This is a genomic window from Roseovarius sp. ZX-A-9, from assembly GCF_028369135.1.
Classification (GTDB): Bacteria; Pseudomonadota; Alphaproteobacteria; order Rhodobacterales; family Rhodobacteraceae; genus Roseovarius.
Map to the genome: position 1 here is coordinate 74,069 of NZ_JAPWHW010000001.1, position 17,773 is coordinate 91,841.

The following is a 17,773-nucleotide window of genomic DNA, read 5'->3' on the forward strand; positions in this document are numbered from 1 at the left end:
TTCCGGCGATCTGGCGGTTGGGCACTCGTGAGGACGCGCATCCGCTGCCCGGCAGTGGCCTGCCTGCAAACAAAGAGGGGTCGCCCCCAACCGCCCGGGCGATCGCAAGGCGGCCTTGGTATCCTCTTCAGGGAAGACCGACTCGGTGAGCCTATCGCACAGAGCAACAGGCGTGAGGTCAGGCGGTGGTTTCAGCGTGTTCGTTCGTCAATGAAGCAAGCACATCTTTTGCCGCATCAGCCTCCGTGCTGATGGTCACCAGTCTGGATTCGGGCTTGCCGTCCCAGATCGGACCCTTTTGGAATTCCATCCGCGAGCCGACCTTTTGGAAAATGATCTTCTGTTCGGGAAATTCCGAGCAATAGAGCACGCCTTTGGCACGGTAGACGCTCAGCGGGAACGCCTCGAATGCGGCACGAAAGGCCGAGTGGCTGATCAGCGTCGCGGATTGCCAGCTGTCGGTGTGAAATCCGGCGTAGGATTGCCCCGTCAGGCTGGTGGCCGCATCCGGGTTGTGTCTGCCGGTATCCAAAAGAAATTCGGCCGGAATATCGCCCATGATCGCATGATAGGCAGGCAGGTTCGGGAACAGCCAATCCTGACGCAACTGGTCCAGATCGGTTTGGTCGACCAGATCTGGTTTGGTCAAAACCACGATGTCAGCGGCCTCTATCTGGGCTTGCATGAGCCTTTTGACGTCGGCAGATGCATAAGCCACATTCGCGGCATCCAGCAGCGTCACAACCGCGTCCAGACGGGCATAATTGCGCAGCTGAGGATACCCGAAAACCGATGCTATACGACCGGGCTGCGAAATCCCGCTGCCCTCGATCAGCAGGTATTCGGGCGGATTGTCGGATTTGAACATGGCCTGAAGCTGCGCCACCAGATCGCCCTGGATTGAACAACAGACACAGCCATTTGACAGCTCCATCACTTCACGTTCGCGCCGCAGGATCAGTTCGGCGTCGATGTTGATCGCGCCGAAGTCATTGACGAGAACGGTGATATTCAATCCGTGATCGGCTTCAAGAAGTCGATTGATCAGCGTGGTCTTACCTGCCCCGAGAAAGCCCGCGATGATGGTGACAGGGCAGCGCTGATCCATCAGATTTCCACCGGCGTGAAATCTGGCGCCGCCTCCTGGAACCGTGTTTCAAAAGGCGTACCATTCAACCAGCCCAGCGGATCATGCATCACCTCACCATCCATTACGGTCAGGTTTACCTTGCTCTTGTGCCAGTTCCCCTTGGGGTCGATCTCAAGAAGGTTACGATCCAGCACAATAATATCGGCGGACTTGCCGACGCTGATCGAGCCGGTAGTATCCTCGCAACCCATCGCATAGGCGCCATTGATGGTGACCATACGGATGGCCTCTTCGGGGGTGACTGGCTTGCCCAATTTGCCTTCCATTTCACCGCGCGGGTTTTCGCGGGTGGTCAACGCCTCGAAGCCGAACCAGGGATCAATGCTGCTGACCGGCCAATCGGTCCCCATGACCGCGACACCGCCTTCGTCCAGAACACCGCGAACGTTGTACGCCTCTTGCAGTCGTTCACCAAAGGATGAGCGCGCACCAAGGGTGAATTCCGACGGGAACCAACCGACGGGTGAAAACTCTGCAATCACATCAAGCTCGGCAAAGCGTTTCAGATTGGCCTCGTCCAGCAGCGTGGAATGCGCGCATTGGTGACGCATCCCACCGTGGCCATTGCGGCGACGACATTCGGCCACGGCATCCAGGAAAATGTCGGACGCCCCATCTCCGGTACAATGGGCAATCACGCGGATGCGTTTGCGATCCATTTCCGCGACCATGTCATAGATATGTTCGGGAGTCATGTTCAGGCTGCCCTGCCAGGTCGCCTCGTTTGGCCACGGCGAAATCAGGTAAGAGGTGCGCGGTTCAGCGGTGCCGTCAAAGTGGAACTTGACTGCATTCGCGTTCAGGCGGCGTGAACGATAGAAATGCCGTTCGCCAGCCAGCAGCTCCCAGCGGCGTTTGACGGGGAAAATGTCGTCTTGCCAGCTGATTGCGGCCTCGACCCGAAGCGGCAGGTCGCCGGAACGGTCAATCGTCCGCAGCGCTTCGAGCCGCTGTTCGCAGACATGGACATATTTGGTCGCCACGACCCCGCGACTGGACTGAAAGCGTGCACCCTCGCGATAGGCGCGCGTTAGCGCCTTCAGCGGCGGCGGGGGCATGGCTGCCATGATCAGGGCATAGGCGCCATCGACCAGAATGCCATTCGGCTTGCCCGACAGGGGATCGCGGACGATATAGCCATTGTTGGGGTCGATCGAATCGGTCGAGACCCCCGCCAACTCCAGCGCCTTGGAGTTTGCCATGCAGCTGCCCCACATCCGGTCCATGATGGCCACGGGCCGGTCAGGAATAAAGCTGTCCAGCCAGTCACGCCCCGGTTCCAGCCCGGCCTTGCGGAAGGCGAAGTGAACGAAATGTTTACCAAAAATCCAATCATCGCCGGGATTCGCGCTGGCATAGGCCAAGATTGCCTCGCGGACTTCGTCAGGAGTTGGCGTGTCAATGCCAACGTCCAGATACTCCGAGTATTTCGGCCCGAGCGCCAAGTCTGGGTGGGTATGCATATCGTGCAAACCCGGCATGGCAAACGCACCATTCAGATCATGCACATGCGTGTAATCCGCAGTCAGCTTTTCGATTTCGGCATTGCTGCCGACGGCGATGAATTTACCGTTCTTTATCGCAACCGCCTCCGCCCACGGCGTGTCGAAATCAACTGTGTAGATACGACCGTTGCGCAAAACCAAATCGGCGGCGGGCAGTCCTTCGGGCGAATTTGTTGATCGAATTCCTAAGTTTTCTACCATTTTGCGACCTTTCTTAGCCGGGCGCTCAGGGAACGGGTCATCGTTCTGCGCAAGCGCGAAATCACACTGGCGTCATCCTTTATTGAAGATTTACTCATGTCAAATGAGATAAAGTATTCCACAACGAGAGAAATATTCACTCAAACAACTCCGAAAGAGGCTCTTAAATGGCTGACCCCATCGATGTTACCGCTCGCTCTGTCTATCCTTCGATCACCGCGCTCAGAATGCTTGAGGCCGTGGCGCGTCTGGGCACTCTTCAACGCGCAGCCGAATGGATTTGCGTGACGCCCAGTGCAGTTTCACATCAGTTGCGAAAGTTGGAGGACAGTCTCGGGGTCAAGCTCATCAATCGTATAGGGCGCAAAGTCGAACTGACCTCTGCCGGGAATCGCTATGTCAAAGAGATCCGCAAAGCGCTCAAGATCGTCGAACTTGCCAGCTTGCCGTTGGGCGGATCAGAACCATTTGGCAGGCTTAGAATCCGAAGCGCTTCAGGTCTGGGCAGTTTCTGGCTGGCACATCACATCGGTGAATTCCTTGAACTCTATCCCAATATTGATCTCGAGCTGAGCAGTCAGAACGACTACAGCGATCTGTCCAGCGATAACGTTGATTTCTCGATTGTCTATGGCGATGGCGCGTGGCCAGGGATGTATGTGAAACACCTGTTTACCCCCCATGCCTTTCCGGTCTGTTCACCAAGCTTTCTGGATCGAGTCGGCCGCATTCCGAAACCCGAAGCACTGGCCAATTTCCCGTTACTGCATCATTGCAATCAGGGCGATTGGGTCAAATGGCTGTCAGCCGCAACGACAAAAAGCATCCAGTTGAACAAGGGGATCATCTTTTCCGACATCACTCATTGCCTGAATGCCGCCGTGGCGGGCACCGGTATTGCAATGGGCGATGACGTGCTGGCTCGCGATGCCCTGATCGAAGGTAAACTGATCCGCCTGTTCGAGACCCAGATCGAAGGGCCTTCCGCCTATTTCATCGTAGGCCCGAAAGAGCGCGTTGACCGCCGCGCCAGTCGGCTGGCCATAGACTGGATGTCACAGTGGTTTGCCGAATTCTCGCTCGGTCAGCACATCCGCGCGGAATAGGTGAATTTTCGTCACGCTACTGTCTACTTTCTTTCATTTGACTTGAATATTGTTTCTTGCAACCCTTCCGCCTCAGATGAGCAATCTGACCTGGCGCAAGAAGGGCAAGTAACGTGTCGCAAATAACCGCAAACAATATCTGCAAACGTTACGGCGACTTTGATGCGCTGAAAAACGTGAACATGGAAATCACGAAAGGTGAGTTTCTGACCTTTCTCGGACCATCGGGTTCGGGGAAAACCACCCTGCTGATGATTTTGGCGGGTTTCACGGTTCCAACATCCGGTCAGTTGATCAAAGAGGGCGTTGATATCAGCGCCATGCCCGCGGAAGAGCGGAATTTTGGCATGGTGTTCCAAGGCTATGCCCTGTTTCCCCACATGACCGTCTGGCAAAATGTCGACTACCCACTGCGTATCCGCAAGGTGGATGCGTCCACGCGCAAGGAGCGCGTGGGCCGGATCATCGAAACCGTCGGCCTTTCGGAACATGCCCACAAGAAGCCGTCACAGTTGTCCGGCGGCCAGCAGCAACGAGTGGCGCTGGCGCGATCACTGGTGTTTCAACCCGACATGTTGTTGCTGGACGAACCGCTGTCCGCCCTTGATCGCAACCTGCGTGAACAAATGCAGGTCGAGCTGAAACGCGTCCACGAGGAAACCGGCACCACCTTTGTTTTCGTGACCCACGACCAGGGCGAAGCTCTGGCCTTGTCTGACAATATCGCGATCTTCAACAAAGGCCAGGTGATGCAACTGGACACCCCGGACACGATCTACAATGCGCCGAATTCCCGATTCATCGCGGAGTTTCTGGGAAAAATCAACCTGTTCCCGGTCTCGGACACGGCCCTTGACGGAGGTGTCCTGCGGGGGCGGTCCGTTGATGGGCCCCTTTCGGCCAGCACTGGCAACCTGAGCGGGCCGGTGTCGGCCATCGCCGTGCGTCCAGAAAATATGACGCTGACGTCCGAGAAGGTTGATGCGACCGAAAACTGCTTCAAAGCAAAGGTAATGCAATCGACCTATCAAGGGTCGCATATTGACCTGACGCTTGCCACCGCATCGGGGCAGGCAATCGAAGTTTCAACACATAGTTCACATACAGACATTGACCCGGCCATCGGCTCCGAGCTGTGGGTCTCGTGGTCCCCCAACGACAGTATCATCATCGCCGACTGAAACATTTCCCGGCACGGATAGGGCCGCACTGAAAAAATGGGAGGAAATAAAATGAGTAACTTTCAAAGAGATTGCTGTGAAATCCTGGCAGAGCGGTTCCGCTCAGGCAAGCTGGACCGCCGTTCATTCCTGACCGGCCTTGCTGCATTGGGTGCCGTCACTATCGCGCGTCCTGACGCGGCTTTGGCCGCAGAGAACGAGCTTGTGGTCGTGAACTGGGGCGGCGACGCGATTGACGCCTACTCAGCCGCATTTGCCGAAGCTTTGCAGTCCGCTACCGGACTGAAACTGAAACTTGACGGGTCCGGTCCACTGGAAGGCTCGATGAAAACCCAGTTCGAAAGCAACGCCGTCCGTTGGGATGTGTGCGATGCCGAGCCCTATTCCGCACTGCGCCTGGGCCGCGAAAACATGATGGAACCGATCAACTATGACATCGTTGATCGTGCCAAGGTGCAGCCCGGTTTTGATGCTGAATTCAGCGTTCCATCCTACTTCTTTAGCTATGTCATGGCCTATGACACCAACCGTTTCGACACGGCCCCGGCGACCTGGGCCGATTTCTGGGATGTAGACAAATTCCCGGGCAAGCGCACGCTCTACAAATGGATGACCGGCGTACTCGAAGCCGCACTTCTGGCAGACGGGGTATCCCCGGCCGAGCTGTATCCGCTGGATGTCGACCGGGCGCTGGCCAAGATCGAGGCCATCAAGCCGCATGTGGTTTCCTTCTGGCAGTCGGGAGCCGAGAGCCAGCAGCTGCTACGTGATGGCGAGGCTTCCATGGGGCTCTTGTGGCACACGCGCGCCAATCTGACCAAGATGGATACGGAAGGCGAAGTCGACTGGACCTTTGATCAAGGCCTCGTAACGCCGTCTGGGTGGTGCACAATCAAGGGCAACCCGGCAGGCGCTGAAGCCGCGATGCAATTCATCGAACTTTCACAGACCCCCGAGCATCAGCTGATCCTGCTTGAACAGCTCGGCAACGGCCCGGCCAACCCTGCCGCGCACGCGATGGTGCCCGACGAACACAAGGCGATCGATGCCAGTTCCGCGGAAAATCTGGAACGTCAGGTTGCCCTTCAGTCCGAATGGTATGCCGATCACTTCGGACCCGCGCTGGACAAGTATCTGGCTCTGGTAAGCGATTGATCTAAAGGAAAAGGGCAGCACCATGTCGTCTAGAATAAACATTCATACCGTTGCGATGTGGATGCTGCCCGTTCTACTTCTGGCAGTGTACCTGCTGCCTCTGGCGGGCGTGTTCGGGTGGTCCGTATCGCGCCCCGAGGCGGGCCTCGAAAACTACGCCCGGGTTTTGACAGACACTGATACGCTAAACATTCTCTGGCGCACCGCTCGTATCTGCCTGACGGTGACCGTGGTCTCGGTCATGCTGGCCTACCTGATGTCCTATCATTGGGTCTACGGGTCGCCGGCACGCAAGTTCTTCATGGAACTTTGCATCTTCATCCCGTTTTGGATTTCGGTGCTGATCCGTGCGTTCGGCTGGGTCGTGATCCTGAGAAACAAGGGTATTGTGAACACGTTCCTCCTGGATCTCAACTTGATCGCAGAGCCTCTTACGCTGGTGCGTACCGAATTCTCGGTCATCCTGGGGATGGTACATTTCATGGTGCCGTTTGCGGTGTTCCCGATTGCGGCCTCGATGCGCCAGATAGATGCGCGCGTCCTTTTGGCGTCGCGCGGCATGGGGGCCACACCGGGTTTCACATTCTGGAACGTATTTCTCCCCCTGACTATCCCCGGTGTTCTGGCGTCGGCGATCATTGTCTTTGTCTTTGCACTGGGTTTCTTCATCACCCCTGCCATCCTCGGCGGTGGCAAGATCGTGATGGTGGCCGAGTACATCTACATCCAGATGTTTCAAACCGCGAACTGGGGTTTCGGCGCTGCACTTAGCATCTTCGTGCTGGCTATCGTCGGAGCGCTCGCAGGGCTGCTGTTCAAAGTCATCCGCCCGGAAAGGCTGGTCAACTAATGAAACCGATCCAGAATCTTCAGAGCCTTTCATTGTGGATCGCCGTCTACCTGACCGGGCTGTTCATGCTGTTCCCGCTGATCGCAGTGATCCCGGTCTCGTTCACGCCGAAACGCTTCCTGTCCATGCCGCAAGGCGAATGGTCGCTGCGCCACTACAAGGCGTTGTTCTCTGACGAGGTCTGGCTGGCCAGCATCAGCGATAGTGTTTTCGTGGCGCTGATCAGCAGCGTGGTCGCGACCTTCCTGGCGGTTTCCTTCACGCTTGGCCTTTGGTTTCGACAGCCCAGGTTCGGGCCCGTTTTGGTGGGCTTTTCGCTGTTGCCCATGGCAGTGCCACCTGTCGTTTCCGCGGTCATTATCTACTTTCTCGAAGCGCGCATCGGCCTGCTGGACAGCTATGCCGGGCTGATCCTGACACATGTGATCATGGTCACTCCCTTTGCCGTCATCGTCATGCTGACAGCAACGGCAAGACTGGAGAAATCGCTGGAACTTGCGTCCCGCAATCTGGGTGCGACACGGATGCAGACCACCTTCATGGTGATTCTGCCGAACCTGAAATTCGGGATATTCTCGGCCTGGTTCCTCAGCCTCGTGTTGTCCTGGGAGGAAATCGCCGTGACCCTGTTTGTCAGCGGCATCGACGTGATCACGCTGCCCAAACGGATCTGGGACGGGCTGCGGCTGAACGTGGACCCCATCATCGCGGCGGTGTCAGTCCTTCTGATGGTTCTCACGACGATCGCAATCATCGCCAAGACCGTGCACGAATACCGCCAAAAGAAATAATATCTATCCGATCAAATAGAAGTTGTGATTTATGCAAGTGACTGACATTTGCGACCTGTTCGCAGGCTGTATCGGCGTGGAAAACGTTGTATCCGGTGAACGCCTCGCTTTGCGGAACCCGGGCTATTGTGAAGACAGCTTCGTCTCCGGCGTTCTGCTCACGCCCATATCGACCGAACAGGTCAGCCAGATTTGCAAACTGGCACAGGCGCACCAGATTCCGATTGTGCCTCATGGCGGGTTAACCGGGCTGGTGCAGGGAACAGCATCTAAGCCCGGTCAGGTTGCGCTTTCACTGGAGAACATGAACAGCGTCCGCGAAGTCGATCCCATTCAGGGTATGATTGTTGCGGATGCCGGGGTTGTCTTGCAGCAGGTGATTGATGCGACCGAGCCGCATGGCATGCATGTGGGGGTTGATCTGCCTTCTCGCGGCAGCCTGACCCTGGGCGGGATGGCATCGACCAATGCGGGCGGCATTCAGGCGCTCCGCTACGGAATGGCCCGCGACAATATTCTTGGTCTCGAGGTGGTTCTGCCTGACGGCACTGTTCTGGATTTGACCAATCGGTTGGTGAAGAACAATGCGGGCTATGACCTCAAGCAGTTGTTCATTGGTGCTGAAGGAACGCTGGGGATCATCACCAAGGTGGTCATGCGCCTGCACAGCAAACCGGCCGGTATCGGGACAGCATTGATTGGGTGCCCCAGCGCAGATGCGTTGTTTGATGTGTTGCTGTCTGCAAAACAGAGCTTTGGCGGCGGGCTGATCTCTTTCGAGGCGATGTGGCCGGATTATTTCAACCTGACAACTGGGCATTTGGGAAACCGACTGCTTGAGACCGAATGCGCAATCTACGGCATAATCGAAATTGGACAGTGGGGTGCCGGCGACGCCCAGGAATTGCTGACAGAGTTTCTGGCGGACGGGTTCGAACGAGGAACCATTGCCGATGGCGTCGTGGCGCAGTCGGACACGCAGCGTCAGGCAATTTGGCAAATTCGGGAAGACTCCGACATCGTTGATACAGCCCATGGCCCCAGCCTGTCCTATGATGTCGGATTGCTCTTGCGAGATATCCCCGACTATGTAGCGCGGATCAAGTCACGACTCTCGGCGGAATGTCCCGAGATGGAATCATTCGTGTTCGGCCATCTGGGCGATGGTAACCTGCATGTCATGGTCGGCCCGGCACCTGCCCCCGGACAGCATGCAACAGTGGACAATATCATCTATGGCGCGCTCGAGGCTTTTCACCACACTACCGTGTCAGCAGAACATGGCATTGGACTCGAGAAGAAATCTCACCTGAGCCAGTCCCGGTCGCCGGAGGCCATCTCGACCATGCTCGAAATCAAGAAAGCCCTGGACCCCTCGAACATGGCGAACCCTGGCAAGATCCTAAGTGGTCAGTAACAGGTTTTCATCGGGGAAACTTTCTGACCGTCAGACGCCTGCACAAACCCACCCGCATGAGCCAAATTGTGATCCGAAACAGTACCATCCATTTGGCTGGGCAATGTCGATACATTGCTGGTCGTACGGCTGAAAGATCGCCAGACGAACCATGTGCGCGGTGCCCGTATCACCCACAATCCCTGAGCAAGAGCACCTGCGCAAAGCCGCCAGCGCGTAGGAGCAAGGCTGACTTCTCAAGTTCATCGAACCTCAGAGCTATGCCTTGAAAGGAAAAAAGGCCCCGTGAGGGACCTTGTTTCATTGGTCGGAGTGAGAGGATTCGAACCTCCGGCCCCTGCCTCCCGAAGACAGTGCTCTACCAGGCTGAGCTACACTCCGACACTGGCGCGGCAAATACCGAATGCGCGGCGGCTTTGCAAGCGTTCTGTGGGGGCGCGCGGACAGCAATTTGCCTGCGCGCATCACCCCACGGGACGGATGGTGCAGAACGGCGCAGCAGGTGGCTGCCGCGCCGCAAAACCATCTGGCCTCAGAGGCTGGCGTCGAGCGCAGCCAGGATCGCATCCCCCATTTCCGAAGTGGCCATCGGCGTGCCGCCTTCGGGGCCCATCAAATCAGCAGTGCGCGCACCGCTTGCCAGCACCGATTCCACGGCCTGTTCCAGACGGGCGGCCTCGTCGCCTTGATCAAACGAATAGCGCAGCGCCATGGCAAAGCTGAGGATACAGGCGATCGGGTTTGCCTTGGCCTGCCCCGCGATGTCAGGGGCCGAGCCGTGTACCGGCTCATAAAGCGCCTTGGGGCGACCGTTGGCCATCGGCGCGCCAAGGCTGGCCGAGGGCAGCATCCCGAGGCTACCGGTCAGCATCGCTGCGCAATCCGACAGGATGTCGCCAAAGAGGTTGTCGGTCAGGATCACGTCGAACTGCTTGGGCGCGCGTACCAGCTGCATCGCACCATTGTCGGCATACATGTGGCTCAACTCGATATCGCTGTAGCTCTCTTGATGCACGCGGTTGACCACCTCGCGCCAGAGGATGCCGCTCTCCATCACGTTGGCCTTTTCCATCGAGCACACCTTGTTGCCACGGCGGCGGGCCAGTTCGAAGGCCGAGCGCGCGACGCGGTCGATCTCGCTCTCGGTATAGCGCTGGGTGTTGATCCCGACGCGCTCGTTGCCTTCATTGAAGATGCCGCGCGGTTCGCCGAAATAGACGCCCGATGTCAGCTCGCGCACGATCATGATGTCGAGGCCGGCAACAATGTCCTTCTTGAGGCTGGAGAAATCGGCCAGCGCGTCAAAGCATTGCGCCGGGCGCAGGTTGGCGAACAGGTCCATTTCCTTGCGCAGCCGCAACAGGCCGCGCTCGGGCTTCACGGAAAAATCCAGATCGTCGTATTTCGGCCCGCCCACGGCGCCCAGCAGAACGGCGTCCACCTCCTGCGCCTTGGCCATCGTGTCGTCATGCAGCGGCGTGCCGTGTTTGTCATAGGCGGAACCGCCCACCAGATCCTCGGACACGTCGAACGATATGTCACGCTTGGAGCCGAACCAGTCGATGATCTTGCGGACCTCGGCCATCACTTCGGGGCCAATCCCGTCACCGGGCAGAATGAGAAGCGAGTGCGTGGTCATGGGATACGGTCCTTTTGCGTGTCTGACGTTCGGCAATCGGGTAGCGCGTAGGCGACGGGGCGTCAATAAAGGTTGGACAGCAATGCCCGCGCGCCACGCGAAAACACCGGCCCACCGGGGCCGCGACACCTTCAGCGCGATGCAAAAAGGCCCCGCACATTGGGCGGGGCCTTCCTGCAAATCATGACGGATCAGGCGCTTGGCAGGATCACGATCTCGACCCGGCGGTTCTGGGCACGGCCATCGGGCGTCAGGTTGGACGCGATGGGCTGATGCTCGCCCCGGCCGTAGGTCTGGATGCGGCCGAATCCAACGCCGCCATCCATCAACACATCGGCCACCGCATTGGCGCGGCGTTCGGACAGGGCCTGATTATACGCGGCCTCGCCAGTGTTATCGGTGTGACCGACCACCTGCACGGTGGAATTGGGATAGGATTGCAGGCTGTCCGCCACGGTCAGCAGATCCCCCCGCAGGCTGGAATTGACCCGCGCGCTGTCAACGTCAAACAGAATGTCCTGCGGCAGCGTCACGATCAGCCGGTCGCCGGTATTGGTGATCTGGACCCGGTCGTTGTCCAGATCGCGGCGCAGTTCCGCCTCCTGCTTGTCCAGCGCGTTGCCGATGGCCGCACCGCCCAGCGCGCCGACGGCCCCGCCGATCACTGCACCCTTGCCTTTCTTGTCGCTGGCGACCGCACCGGTCAGCGCGCCAAGCACCCCGCCGATCAGCGCGCCCTGCTTCGCCTTGCGGTTGGGGTCGGTGCCGCTGCCTTCAAGATAGGCCGGCTCTGAACAGGCGCTGACCAGCGCCAGCGAGGATGCGGCGAGAAAAAGAATAGGTTTGGATGCTCTTATCATGGGGTATGCCTCTTCATTGCGCCCGTTGGTCCGGGATGGGGTGACTATAGGCGGTGCACCGCGTCTGCCCAATACGCAACAGAGGGGAAATCGGCGGCAATTCGCGCAATTTTCCATTTCGTATGACGTCTTGCGCCCTGGCGCAGCAAATGGACGGCGGCCCCCGTCCGGGGTCGCCGTAATTGCCAAACAGGTCCGATGCCCCTACGCTCGACCTTTCAAACAAATAAAAAATGAAACTTGGGGGGATAGCTATGATGATGAGACTGGCAATTGCAGCGTTTGCCGTGGCCGCGGCCACACAAGGGCATGCCGAAGCGTTCAACAGCGATGGCGTCGCCTCCGGGCAGTCGACCTCGGAGTTGATCGAATTCGGCCCCGATCACAAGGTTCTGAATTCACGCATCACTTATACCAAGTTCGAAATGGCAAACAAAAGCCACCCGATGAACCAGTTGTCCGGGCGGTGTTTTGGCACGGTGGAATTGCGCGGTGGCGCAGCCGACGGCAACGGTGTTTGCGTGCTGGACGGGTTGGAGGGCGACCGCGTGCTGATGGGCTGGGTGGCACGGCGGATGAACCCCAAGGGCGAAATAATCGGCTACTGGACCGTGAACAGCGGCACCGGCCTGTACCTGCAGGCGTCAGGCGGCGGGACGTTCACCTCCAATGTGAACCAAGCCAATGGCACGGCCGTCAACACGCTCAGAGGCGCCGTAACACTTCGCTAGGGGCGGCGCTGTCCTCTCGGCAAGCGTGGTTGGAGAATGGAAATGCTCCCTGCCGGAATTGGGGAGCAATTCCGCTCAGGCCTCTGCGCGCGCGCTTTCCCATGCTAGGATTGACCGTTTCACCGGCAATCCCCAGTGATACCCCCCCAGCCCGCCTGATTTGCGCAGAGCCCGGTGGCACGGAATAAGCAGGCTGATCGGATTGCGGCCCACCGCCGTGCCCACGGCGCGCACCGCGCGGGGGCTGCCGATGGCGCCCGCGATTTCAGAATAGGTGGTGACGTGGCCGGTGGGAATGCGCAGGAGAGCCTCCCATACCTTGATCTGGAACGGTGCGCCGATCAGGTAAAGCGGCGCAGGCTGGGCGGCATCCGCGCCATAGGCGGCCAGCACCCAGGGGCGCAGCATCGCTTCGTCCTCGATGAATATCGCCTTGGGCCAGCGCCCCATGAGGTCCTGCATGGTTGCTTCGGCCCCTGTCTCGGCGGCGAAACCGATGCCGCAGATGCCGCGCTCTGTTCCCATCACCAGACTTGGCCCGAACGGGCTGTCGAACCATCCCCAGCGGATCGTCAGCCCCGCGCCCTTGCGGGCAAACTCTCCGGGGCTCATCGCCTCCCACCGCAGGAAGAGGTCATGCAGGCGGCCCGTCCCTGACAAGCCCGCCGCATCCGCCGCCGCGAGCGTGGTGAAACGATCTTCCAGCAGCGCCTTGGCGTGGCCCAGCGTCAGGTATTGCTGATAGCGCTTGGGCGACACGCCCACCCATGCTGAAAACAGGCGCTGGAAATGGGCCGGGCTCATGCCCATCGCACCCGCCAGTTGATCAAGCGTCATGTCGGCACCTTCCGCATCGATAAGCTCGATCGCGCGGCGCATAACCTGAAAGTGATACCCCTCATCGGCCTGAACATTCATGTCTCGCGCTCCTCTGGTTCGTGTCACTCAAACTAGTCTCGCGCGGCGCACCATGCGACCCGAATGTTGCGCATATATGTTTTTGCGGGCATAGCAGCCTGCATGACAAGGCAACTCGACTATCACACCATCCGCGCCATTTTCGAGCGTTTCCAGGCCGCCGAGCCAGAGCCCAAGGGCGAGCTGGAGCATGTGAATGCCTATACGCTTGTGGTGGCCGTGGCGCTCAGCGCGCAGGCCACCGATGCCGGCGTGAACAAGGCGACGCGCGCCCTGTTTGCCATCGCCGACACGCCGCAGAAGATGCTCGACCTCGGGATCGAGGGGCTGACCGAGCACATCAAGACCATCGGCCTGTTTCGACAGAAGGCGAAGAACGTCATCAAGATGAGCCAGATTCTGGTTGATGAATATGGCGGCGAGGTGCCCAATTCCCGCGCCGCGCTGCAATCGCTGCCCGGCGTCGGCCGCAAGACCGCGAACGTGGTGCTGAACATGTGGTGGGGCATGCCCACGCAGGCGGTCGATACCCATATCTTTCGCGTCGGCAACCGGACGGGGATCTGTCCGGGCAAGGATGTGGTGGCCGTTGAACGCGCCATCGAAGACAACATTCCCGCCGATTTCCAACACCACGCGCATCATTGGCTGATCCTGCACGGACGCTACCATTGCAAGGCGCGCAAACCCATGTGCGGATCGTGCCTGATCCGTGATCTCTGCGAATTTGAGGACAAGAACCTATGAGCAAATACCAGGCTGTCGGCATCGGCAACGCGGTCGTCGACGTTATCTGTCAAAGTGACGATTCCTTCCTCACGCGGATGGGGATCGAAAAAGGCATCATGCAACTGATCGAACAGGAGCGCGGTGAAGCCCTGTACGAGGCGATGGAAAACCGCCGCCAGATGGCGGGCGGGTCGGTGGCCAACACCATCGCGGGGCTTGGCGCGCTTGGCCTGTCGACCGGGTTCATCGGACGGGTCTGCGATGATGCGCTGGGGCAGTTCTATGCCACGGGCATGGCCGATGTGGGCTGCGATTTCGTCAACCCGCCGGTGGCCGGAGGCGATCTGCCCACGTCGCGCTCGATGATCTTTGTCTCGCCCGATGGTGAGCGGTCGATGAACACCTATCTGGGCATCTCAACCGAGCTGGGCCCCGAGGACGTGCCGGGCGATGTTGCAGGCGGCGCCGGCCTGCTGTTTCTCGAAGGCTATCTCTATGACAAGCCGCGCGGCAAGGCCGCCTTTACCGAGGCCGCGCGGGCCTGCCGCGCAGGCGGCGGCATGGCCGGGATTTCGCTCAGCGATCCGTTCTGCGTCGACCGCCATCGCGATGATTTCCGCATCCTCGTGCGCGAACTGGATTACGTGATCGGCAACGAACACGAGTGGCAATCGCTCTACCAGAGCGACGATCTGGGCGCCGCGCTGGAACAGGCCGCCGCCGAGAGCGGGCTGGTGGTCTGCACCCGGTCAGGGCAGGACGTGGTGATCGTCCAGCGCGACGAGACGGTGACAGTGCCGGTGGATACGATCACACCGGTAGACACCACCGGCGCGGGCGATCAGTTTGCCGCCGGATTCCTCTACGGGCTGGCGACCGGGCAGAGCCTCGAGGCATCAGGGCGCATGGGCTGCATCGCTGCCGCCGAGGTGATCGGCCATTACGGCGCGCGCCCCGAGACAGATGTCAAAGCGCTCTTCGCGGCGCAGGGACTAATCTGAGGAAACACGCGCAACATCGAAGGACGAAAGGCGGCTTGGCTTACCCCTGACGCTACCGCGCAGGCCCATTTTCACACGCCTTTCGTCCGCTTCTCACCGCGCATGGTCAGCCAGCAGGCCCCGGTCGCATATCCCGTTTTCCGCCCCGCCCGCTCAACCGGGCCGCACCGCGCCGGACAGCCCGATTCCCCGGGCCATTTCAGGACAATTCCTTTCTGGAAAACGCGCGTTTCAAAGAACAGCGTTCCAACAAAACTGACAGTTTCGTCACGGCAGACCTGTCTTGAATCCCGCCATTGCAGCGCGTTTCGGCGATATTACCTGCCTCTCGAACACACGGAGTCAGTCATGAAAAATATCACCAAAATCGCCGCTCTCTTGCTAGCCTCGACAATTGGCACGGCGCAGGCGGATACCCTGAATGTCGGCATGTCCGGCGGCTACTTTCCTTTCACCTTCGTCCAGCTGGACAAGTTGCAGGGATTCGAAGTGGACTTCATCAACGCCATTGCGGCCGAAACCGGCGACGAGGTCAATTTCGTCACCATGTCCTTTTCCGGCCTGATCGGTGCGTTGGACTCGGGCCGTATCGACACGATCGCAAATCAGATCACCATCACCGAGGAACGCGAGGCGAAATTCGCCTTTTCGCAGCCTTACGTCTTTGACGGGGCGCAGGTCGTCGTCAAGGCAGGTAACGAGGCCAGCATTCAGAGCGTCAGCGACCTGAGCGGCAAGACCGTTGCCGTGAACCTCGGCTCGAACTTCGAAGACTTGCTGAACACATTGCCGAATGCCGGAGAGATCGACATCCGCACCTACGAAAGCAATATCGCCCAGGATACGGCTCTGGGTCGCGTCGATGCCTTTGTGATGGACCGGGTTTCTTCCGCACAGCTGATCGCCGAGAGCCCCCTGCCCCTGGCCCTTGCGGGCAAGCCCTTCAGCGAGATCCGCAATGCGCTGCCATTTCGCGACGATGCCGAAGGCAGGGCGCTGCGCGACAGGGTCGACGCCGCAATCACGACGCTGAAGGAAAACGGCACCCTGACCGAGATTTCCGAAAAGTGGTTCGGCGCTGACATCACGGCGGCAGAGTAGACATCATGCGGGCGCTCGACCTGGAATATATGTGGGATCTGGTGCCCGTCTTGGTCGGCTATATCCCGCTGACGCTGTTCATGGCCTTGGTCGGCATGGCGTTTGCGCTGGTGCTTGCCTCGGTCATGGCCGTCGAGCGGGTGTTTCGCGTGCCGGTGGTGGATCTCTTCGTGCGGCTCTTCATCAGCTTCTTTCGCGGCACGCCGCTTCTGGTGCAGCTGTTCCTGTTCTACTACGGCCTGCCGCAGGTGCTGTCCTTCCTGACCAATATCAACGGCGTGACCGCCACGATCATGGGCCTGACGCTGCATTTCTCCGCCTACATGGCAGAGAGCATCCGCGCGGCAATCCTTGGCGTGGACCGAAGCCAGTGGGAGGCGGCGCAGGCCGTCGGCATGACCCAGTTGCAGATGATGAGACAGATCATCCTGCCGCAGGCCGCACGGGTCGCAGCCCCCACATTGGTCAATTATTTCATCGACATGATCAAGGGCACGTCGCTTGCCTTCACGCTCGGGGTGACCGAAATGATGGGCGCGGCACAGAAAGAAGCCGCCGGCAGCTTTCTCTATTTCGAGGCGTTTCTGGTCGTCGCCGCGATCTACTGGATCCTGGTCGAGGTGCTGGCCTACGTACAGCGCCGGTTGGAGACCCACCTGAACAAGGCGCATGCAAGATGACTTCGGACAGCGGAATTTCAATCAAGGGTCTGACCAAGACATTCGGCGACACCAGCGTTCTCAAGGACATCTCGCTGGATATCAAACCGGGTGAGCGCGTGGTCGTGATCGGCCCGTCCGGCACCGGCAAATCGACCCTGCTGCGTTGCCTGAATTTCCTCGACCGCCCCGACGCCGGACTCATCCGGGTGGGCGATCTGAGCGTCGATGCCGGCACCGCCTCGCGCGCCGAGATTCTCGCGTTGCGGCGCCGCACGTCGTTCGTGTTTCAGAACTACGGACTTTTCGCCAACAAGACGGCGCGCGAAAATATCACGCAGGCGCTGATCACGGTGAAAGGCCAAAGTAAATCCGACGCGAATGCCCGTGCCGATGCCATCCTGCGTGAAACTGGCCTGTCCGCAAAGGCCGATGCCTATCCCGCCGCATTGTCGGGCGGGCAACAACAGCGCGTCGGGATCGGCCGGGCAATGGCGCTGGATGCCGACCTGATGCTGTTTGACGAACCCACCTCGGCGCTCGACCCCGAATGGGTCGGCGAGGTGCTCGACCTGATGCGCCGGGTGGCCGAGAACCGCCAGACCATGTTGATTGTCACCCATGAAATGCAATTCGCCCGCGAAATAGCGGACCGGATCATTTTCATGGCCGATGGTCATATCGTCGAACAGGGACCGCCCGAACAATTGCTGGAACACCCACAAGACCCACGCACTCAGGCCTTCTTGCGGCGCGTCGGGTGAACTCCGGCCCGCACT

The 17,773-nt window shown here is 59.3% G+C and carries 17 protein-coding genes and 1 tRNA gene; 12 read left to right on the forward strand and 6 right to left on the reverse strand.

Annotated features, from left to right (window positions below):
* Nucleotides 1-178: 178 nt before the first annotated feature.
* Together O3306_RS00365 and O3306_RS00370 are read right to left on the reverse strand one after the other, a co-directional pair.
* Nucleotides 179-1,108, reverse strand: a complete 930-nt coding sequence (locus tag O3306_RS00365) for a CobW family GTP-binding protein (RefSeq protein WP_272001765.1) — start codon at nucleotides 1,106-1,108, stop codon at nucleotides 179-181.
* Complete coding sequence (locus tag O3306_RS00370) at nucleotides 1,108-2,790, reverse strand: amidohydrolase (protein ID WP_272001768.1); 1,683 nt, start codon at nucleotides 2,788-2,790, stop codon at nucleotides 1,108-1,110. Before O3306_RS00370 ends, O3306_RS00365 begins: the two co-directional genes overlap by 1 nt.
* A 233-nt stretch (nucleotides 2,791-3,023) precedes the next feature.
* Here O3306_RS00370 and O3306_RS00375 point away from each other — a divergent pair, with 233 nt between their 5' ends.
* The 6 genes from O3306_RS00375 (at nucleotide 3,024) to O3306_RS00400 (ending at nucleotide 9,356) form a co-directional block, all read left to right on the forward strand.
* Entirely contained in the window at nucleotides 3,024-3,962 is a 939-nt protein-coding gene (locus tag O3306_RS00375) for a LysR substrate-binding domain-containing protein (protein ID WP_272001771.1), read from the forward strand.
* A gap of 113 nt (nucleotides 3,963-4,075) precedes the next feature.
* The gene (locus O3306_RS00380; RefSeq protein WP_272001774.1) at nucleotides 4,076-5,143 is read left to right on the forward strand and encodes an ABC transporter ATP-binding protein; all 1,068 of its coding nucleotides are present in this window, start codon (nucleotides 4,076-4,078) and stop codon (nucleotides 5,141-5,143) included.
* A 51-nt stretch (nucleotides 5,144-5,194) separates the two neighbouring features.
* On the forward strand, nucleotides 5,195-6,298 hold the full coding sequence (locus tag O3306_RS00385) for an ABC transporter substrate-binding protein (protein WP_272001777.1): 1,104 nt from the start codon (nucleotides 5,195-5,197) through the stop codon (nucleotides 6,296-6,298).
* A gap of 22 nt (nucleotides 6,299-6,320) precedes the next feature.
* Nucleotides 6,321-7,148, forward strand: coding sequence for an ABC transporter permease (locus O3306_RS00390; RefSeq protein WP_272001779.1), 828 nt, complete (start codon nucleotides 6,321-6,323; stop codon nucleotides 7,146-7,148).
* Nucleotides 7,148-7,939 carry an ABC transporter permease gene (locus tag O3306_RS00395; protein ID WP_272001781.1) on the forward strand — a complete coding sequence of 264 codons (792 nt, stop codon included), beginning with the start codon at nucleotides 7,148-7,150 and terminating at the stop codon, nucleotides 7,937-7,939. Before O3306_RS00390 ends, O3306_RS00395 begins: the two co-directional genes overlap by 1 nt.
* A gap of 37 nt (nucleotides 7,940-7,976) precedes the next feature.
* Entirely contained in the window at nucleotides 7,977-9,356 is a 1,380-nt protein-coding gene (locus O3306_RS00400; RefSeq protein WP_272001784.1) for an FAD-binding oxidoreductase, read from the forward strand.
* Nucleotides 9,357-9,660: 304 nt separating this feature from the next.
* Here the strand turns inward: O3306_RS00400 and O3306_RS00405 are convergent.
* From O3306_RS00405 to O3306_RS00415, 3 genes are all read right to left on the reverse strand, one after another.
* Nucleotides 9,661-9,737: transfer RNA gene (locus O3306_RS00405), tRNA-Pro, on the reverse strand.
* A gap of 151 nt (nucleotides 9,738-9,888) precedes the next feature.
* The gene (gene leuB / locus O3306_RS00410) at nucleotides 9,889-10,995 is read right to left on the reverse strand and encodes a 3-isopropylmalate dehydrogenase (RefSeq protein WP_272001787.1); all 1,107 of its coding nucleotides are present in this window, start codon (nucleotides 10,993-10,995) and stop codon (nucleotides 9,889-9,891) included.
* 191 nt (nucleotides 10,996-11,186) lie between these two features.
* Nucleotides 11,187-11,855, reverse strand: coding sequence for an OmpA family protein (locus tag O3306_RS00415; protein ID WP_272001789.1), 669 nt, complete (start codon nucleotides 11,853-11,855; stop codon nucleotides 11,187-11,189).
* A gap of 257 nt (nucleotides 11,856-12,112) precedes the next feature.
* Between O3306_RS00415 and O3306_RS00420 the strand changes: the two genes are divergently transcribed.
* The gene (locus tag O3306_RS00420) at nucleotides 12,113-12,586 is read left to right on the forward strand and encodes a hypothetical protein (RefSeq protein WP_272001792.1); all 474 of its coding nucleotides are present in this window, start codon (nucleotides 12,113-12,115) and stop codon (nucleotides 12,584-12,586) included.
* Between the two features lie 75 nt (nucleotides 12,587-12,661).
* On the opposite strand, the gene O3306_RS00425 is transcribed toward O3306_RS00420, so the two are convergent.
* Complete coding sequence (locus O3306_RS00425; RefSeq protein ID WP_272001795.1) at nucleotides 12,662-13,504, reverse strand: bifunctional helix-turn-helix domain-containing protein/methylated-DNA--[protein]-cysteine S-methyltransferase; 843 nt, start codon at nucleotides 13,502-13,504, stop codon at nucleotides 12,662-12,664.
* 102 nt (nucleotides 13,505-13,606) lie between these two features.
* Between O3306_RS00425 and nth the strand changes: the two genes are divergently transcribed.
* From nth to O3306_RS00450, 5 genes are all read left to right on the forward strand, one after another.
* Entirely contained in the window at nucleotides 13,607-14,251 is a 645-nt protein-coding gene (nth, locus tag O3306_RS00430) for an endonuclease III (RefSeq protein WP_272001798.1), read from the forward strand.
* Nucleotides 14,248-15,234, forward strand: a complete 987-nt coding sequence (locus O3306_RS00435) for an adenosine kinase (RefSeq protein WP_272001801.1) — start codon at nucleotides 14,248-14,250, stop codon at nucleotides 15,232-15,234. Before nth ends, O3306_RS00435 begins: the two co-directional genes overlap by 4 nt.
* A gap of 348 nt (nucleotides 15,235-15,582) precedes the next feature.
* Nucleotides 15,583-16,335 (forward strand): amino acid ABC transporter substrate-binding protein, encoded by a 753-nt coding sequence (locus tag O3306_RS00440; protein WP_272001804.1) that lies wholly within the window; start codon nucleotides 15,583-15,585, stop codon nucleotides 16,333-16,335.
* 5 nt (nucleotides 16,336-16,340) lie between these two features.
* Nucleotides 16,341-17,015 (forward strand): amino acid ABC transporter permease, encoded by a 675-nt coding sequence (locus O3306_RS00445; protein ID WP_272001807.1) that lies wholly within the window; start codon nucleotides 16,341-16,343, stop codon nucleotides 17,013-17,015.
* Nucleotides 17,012-17,758, forward strand: coding sequence for an amino acid ABC transporter ATP-binding protein (locus O3306_RS00450; RefSeq protein WP_272001810.1), 747 nt, complete (start codon nucleotides 17,012-17,014; stop codon nucleotides 17,756-17,758). The genes O3306_RS00445 and O3306_RS00450 overlap by 4 nt, the downstream gene beginning before the upstream one ends.
* Nucleotides 17,759-17,773 lie beyond the last annotated feature (15 nt).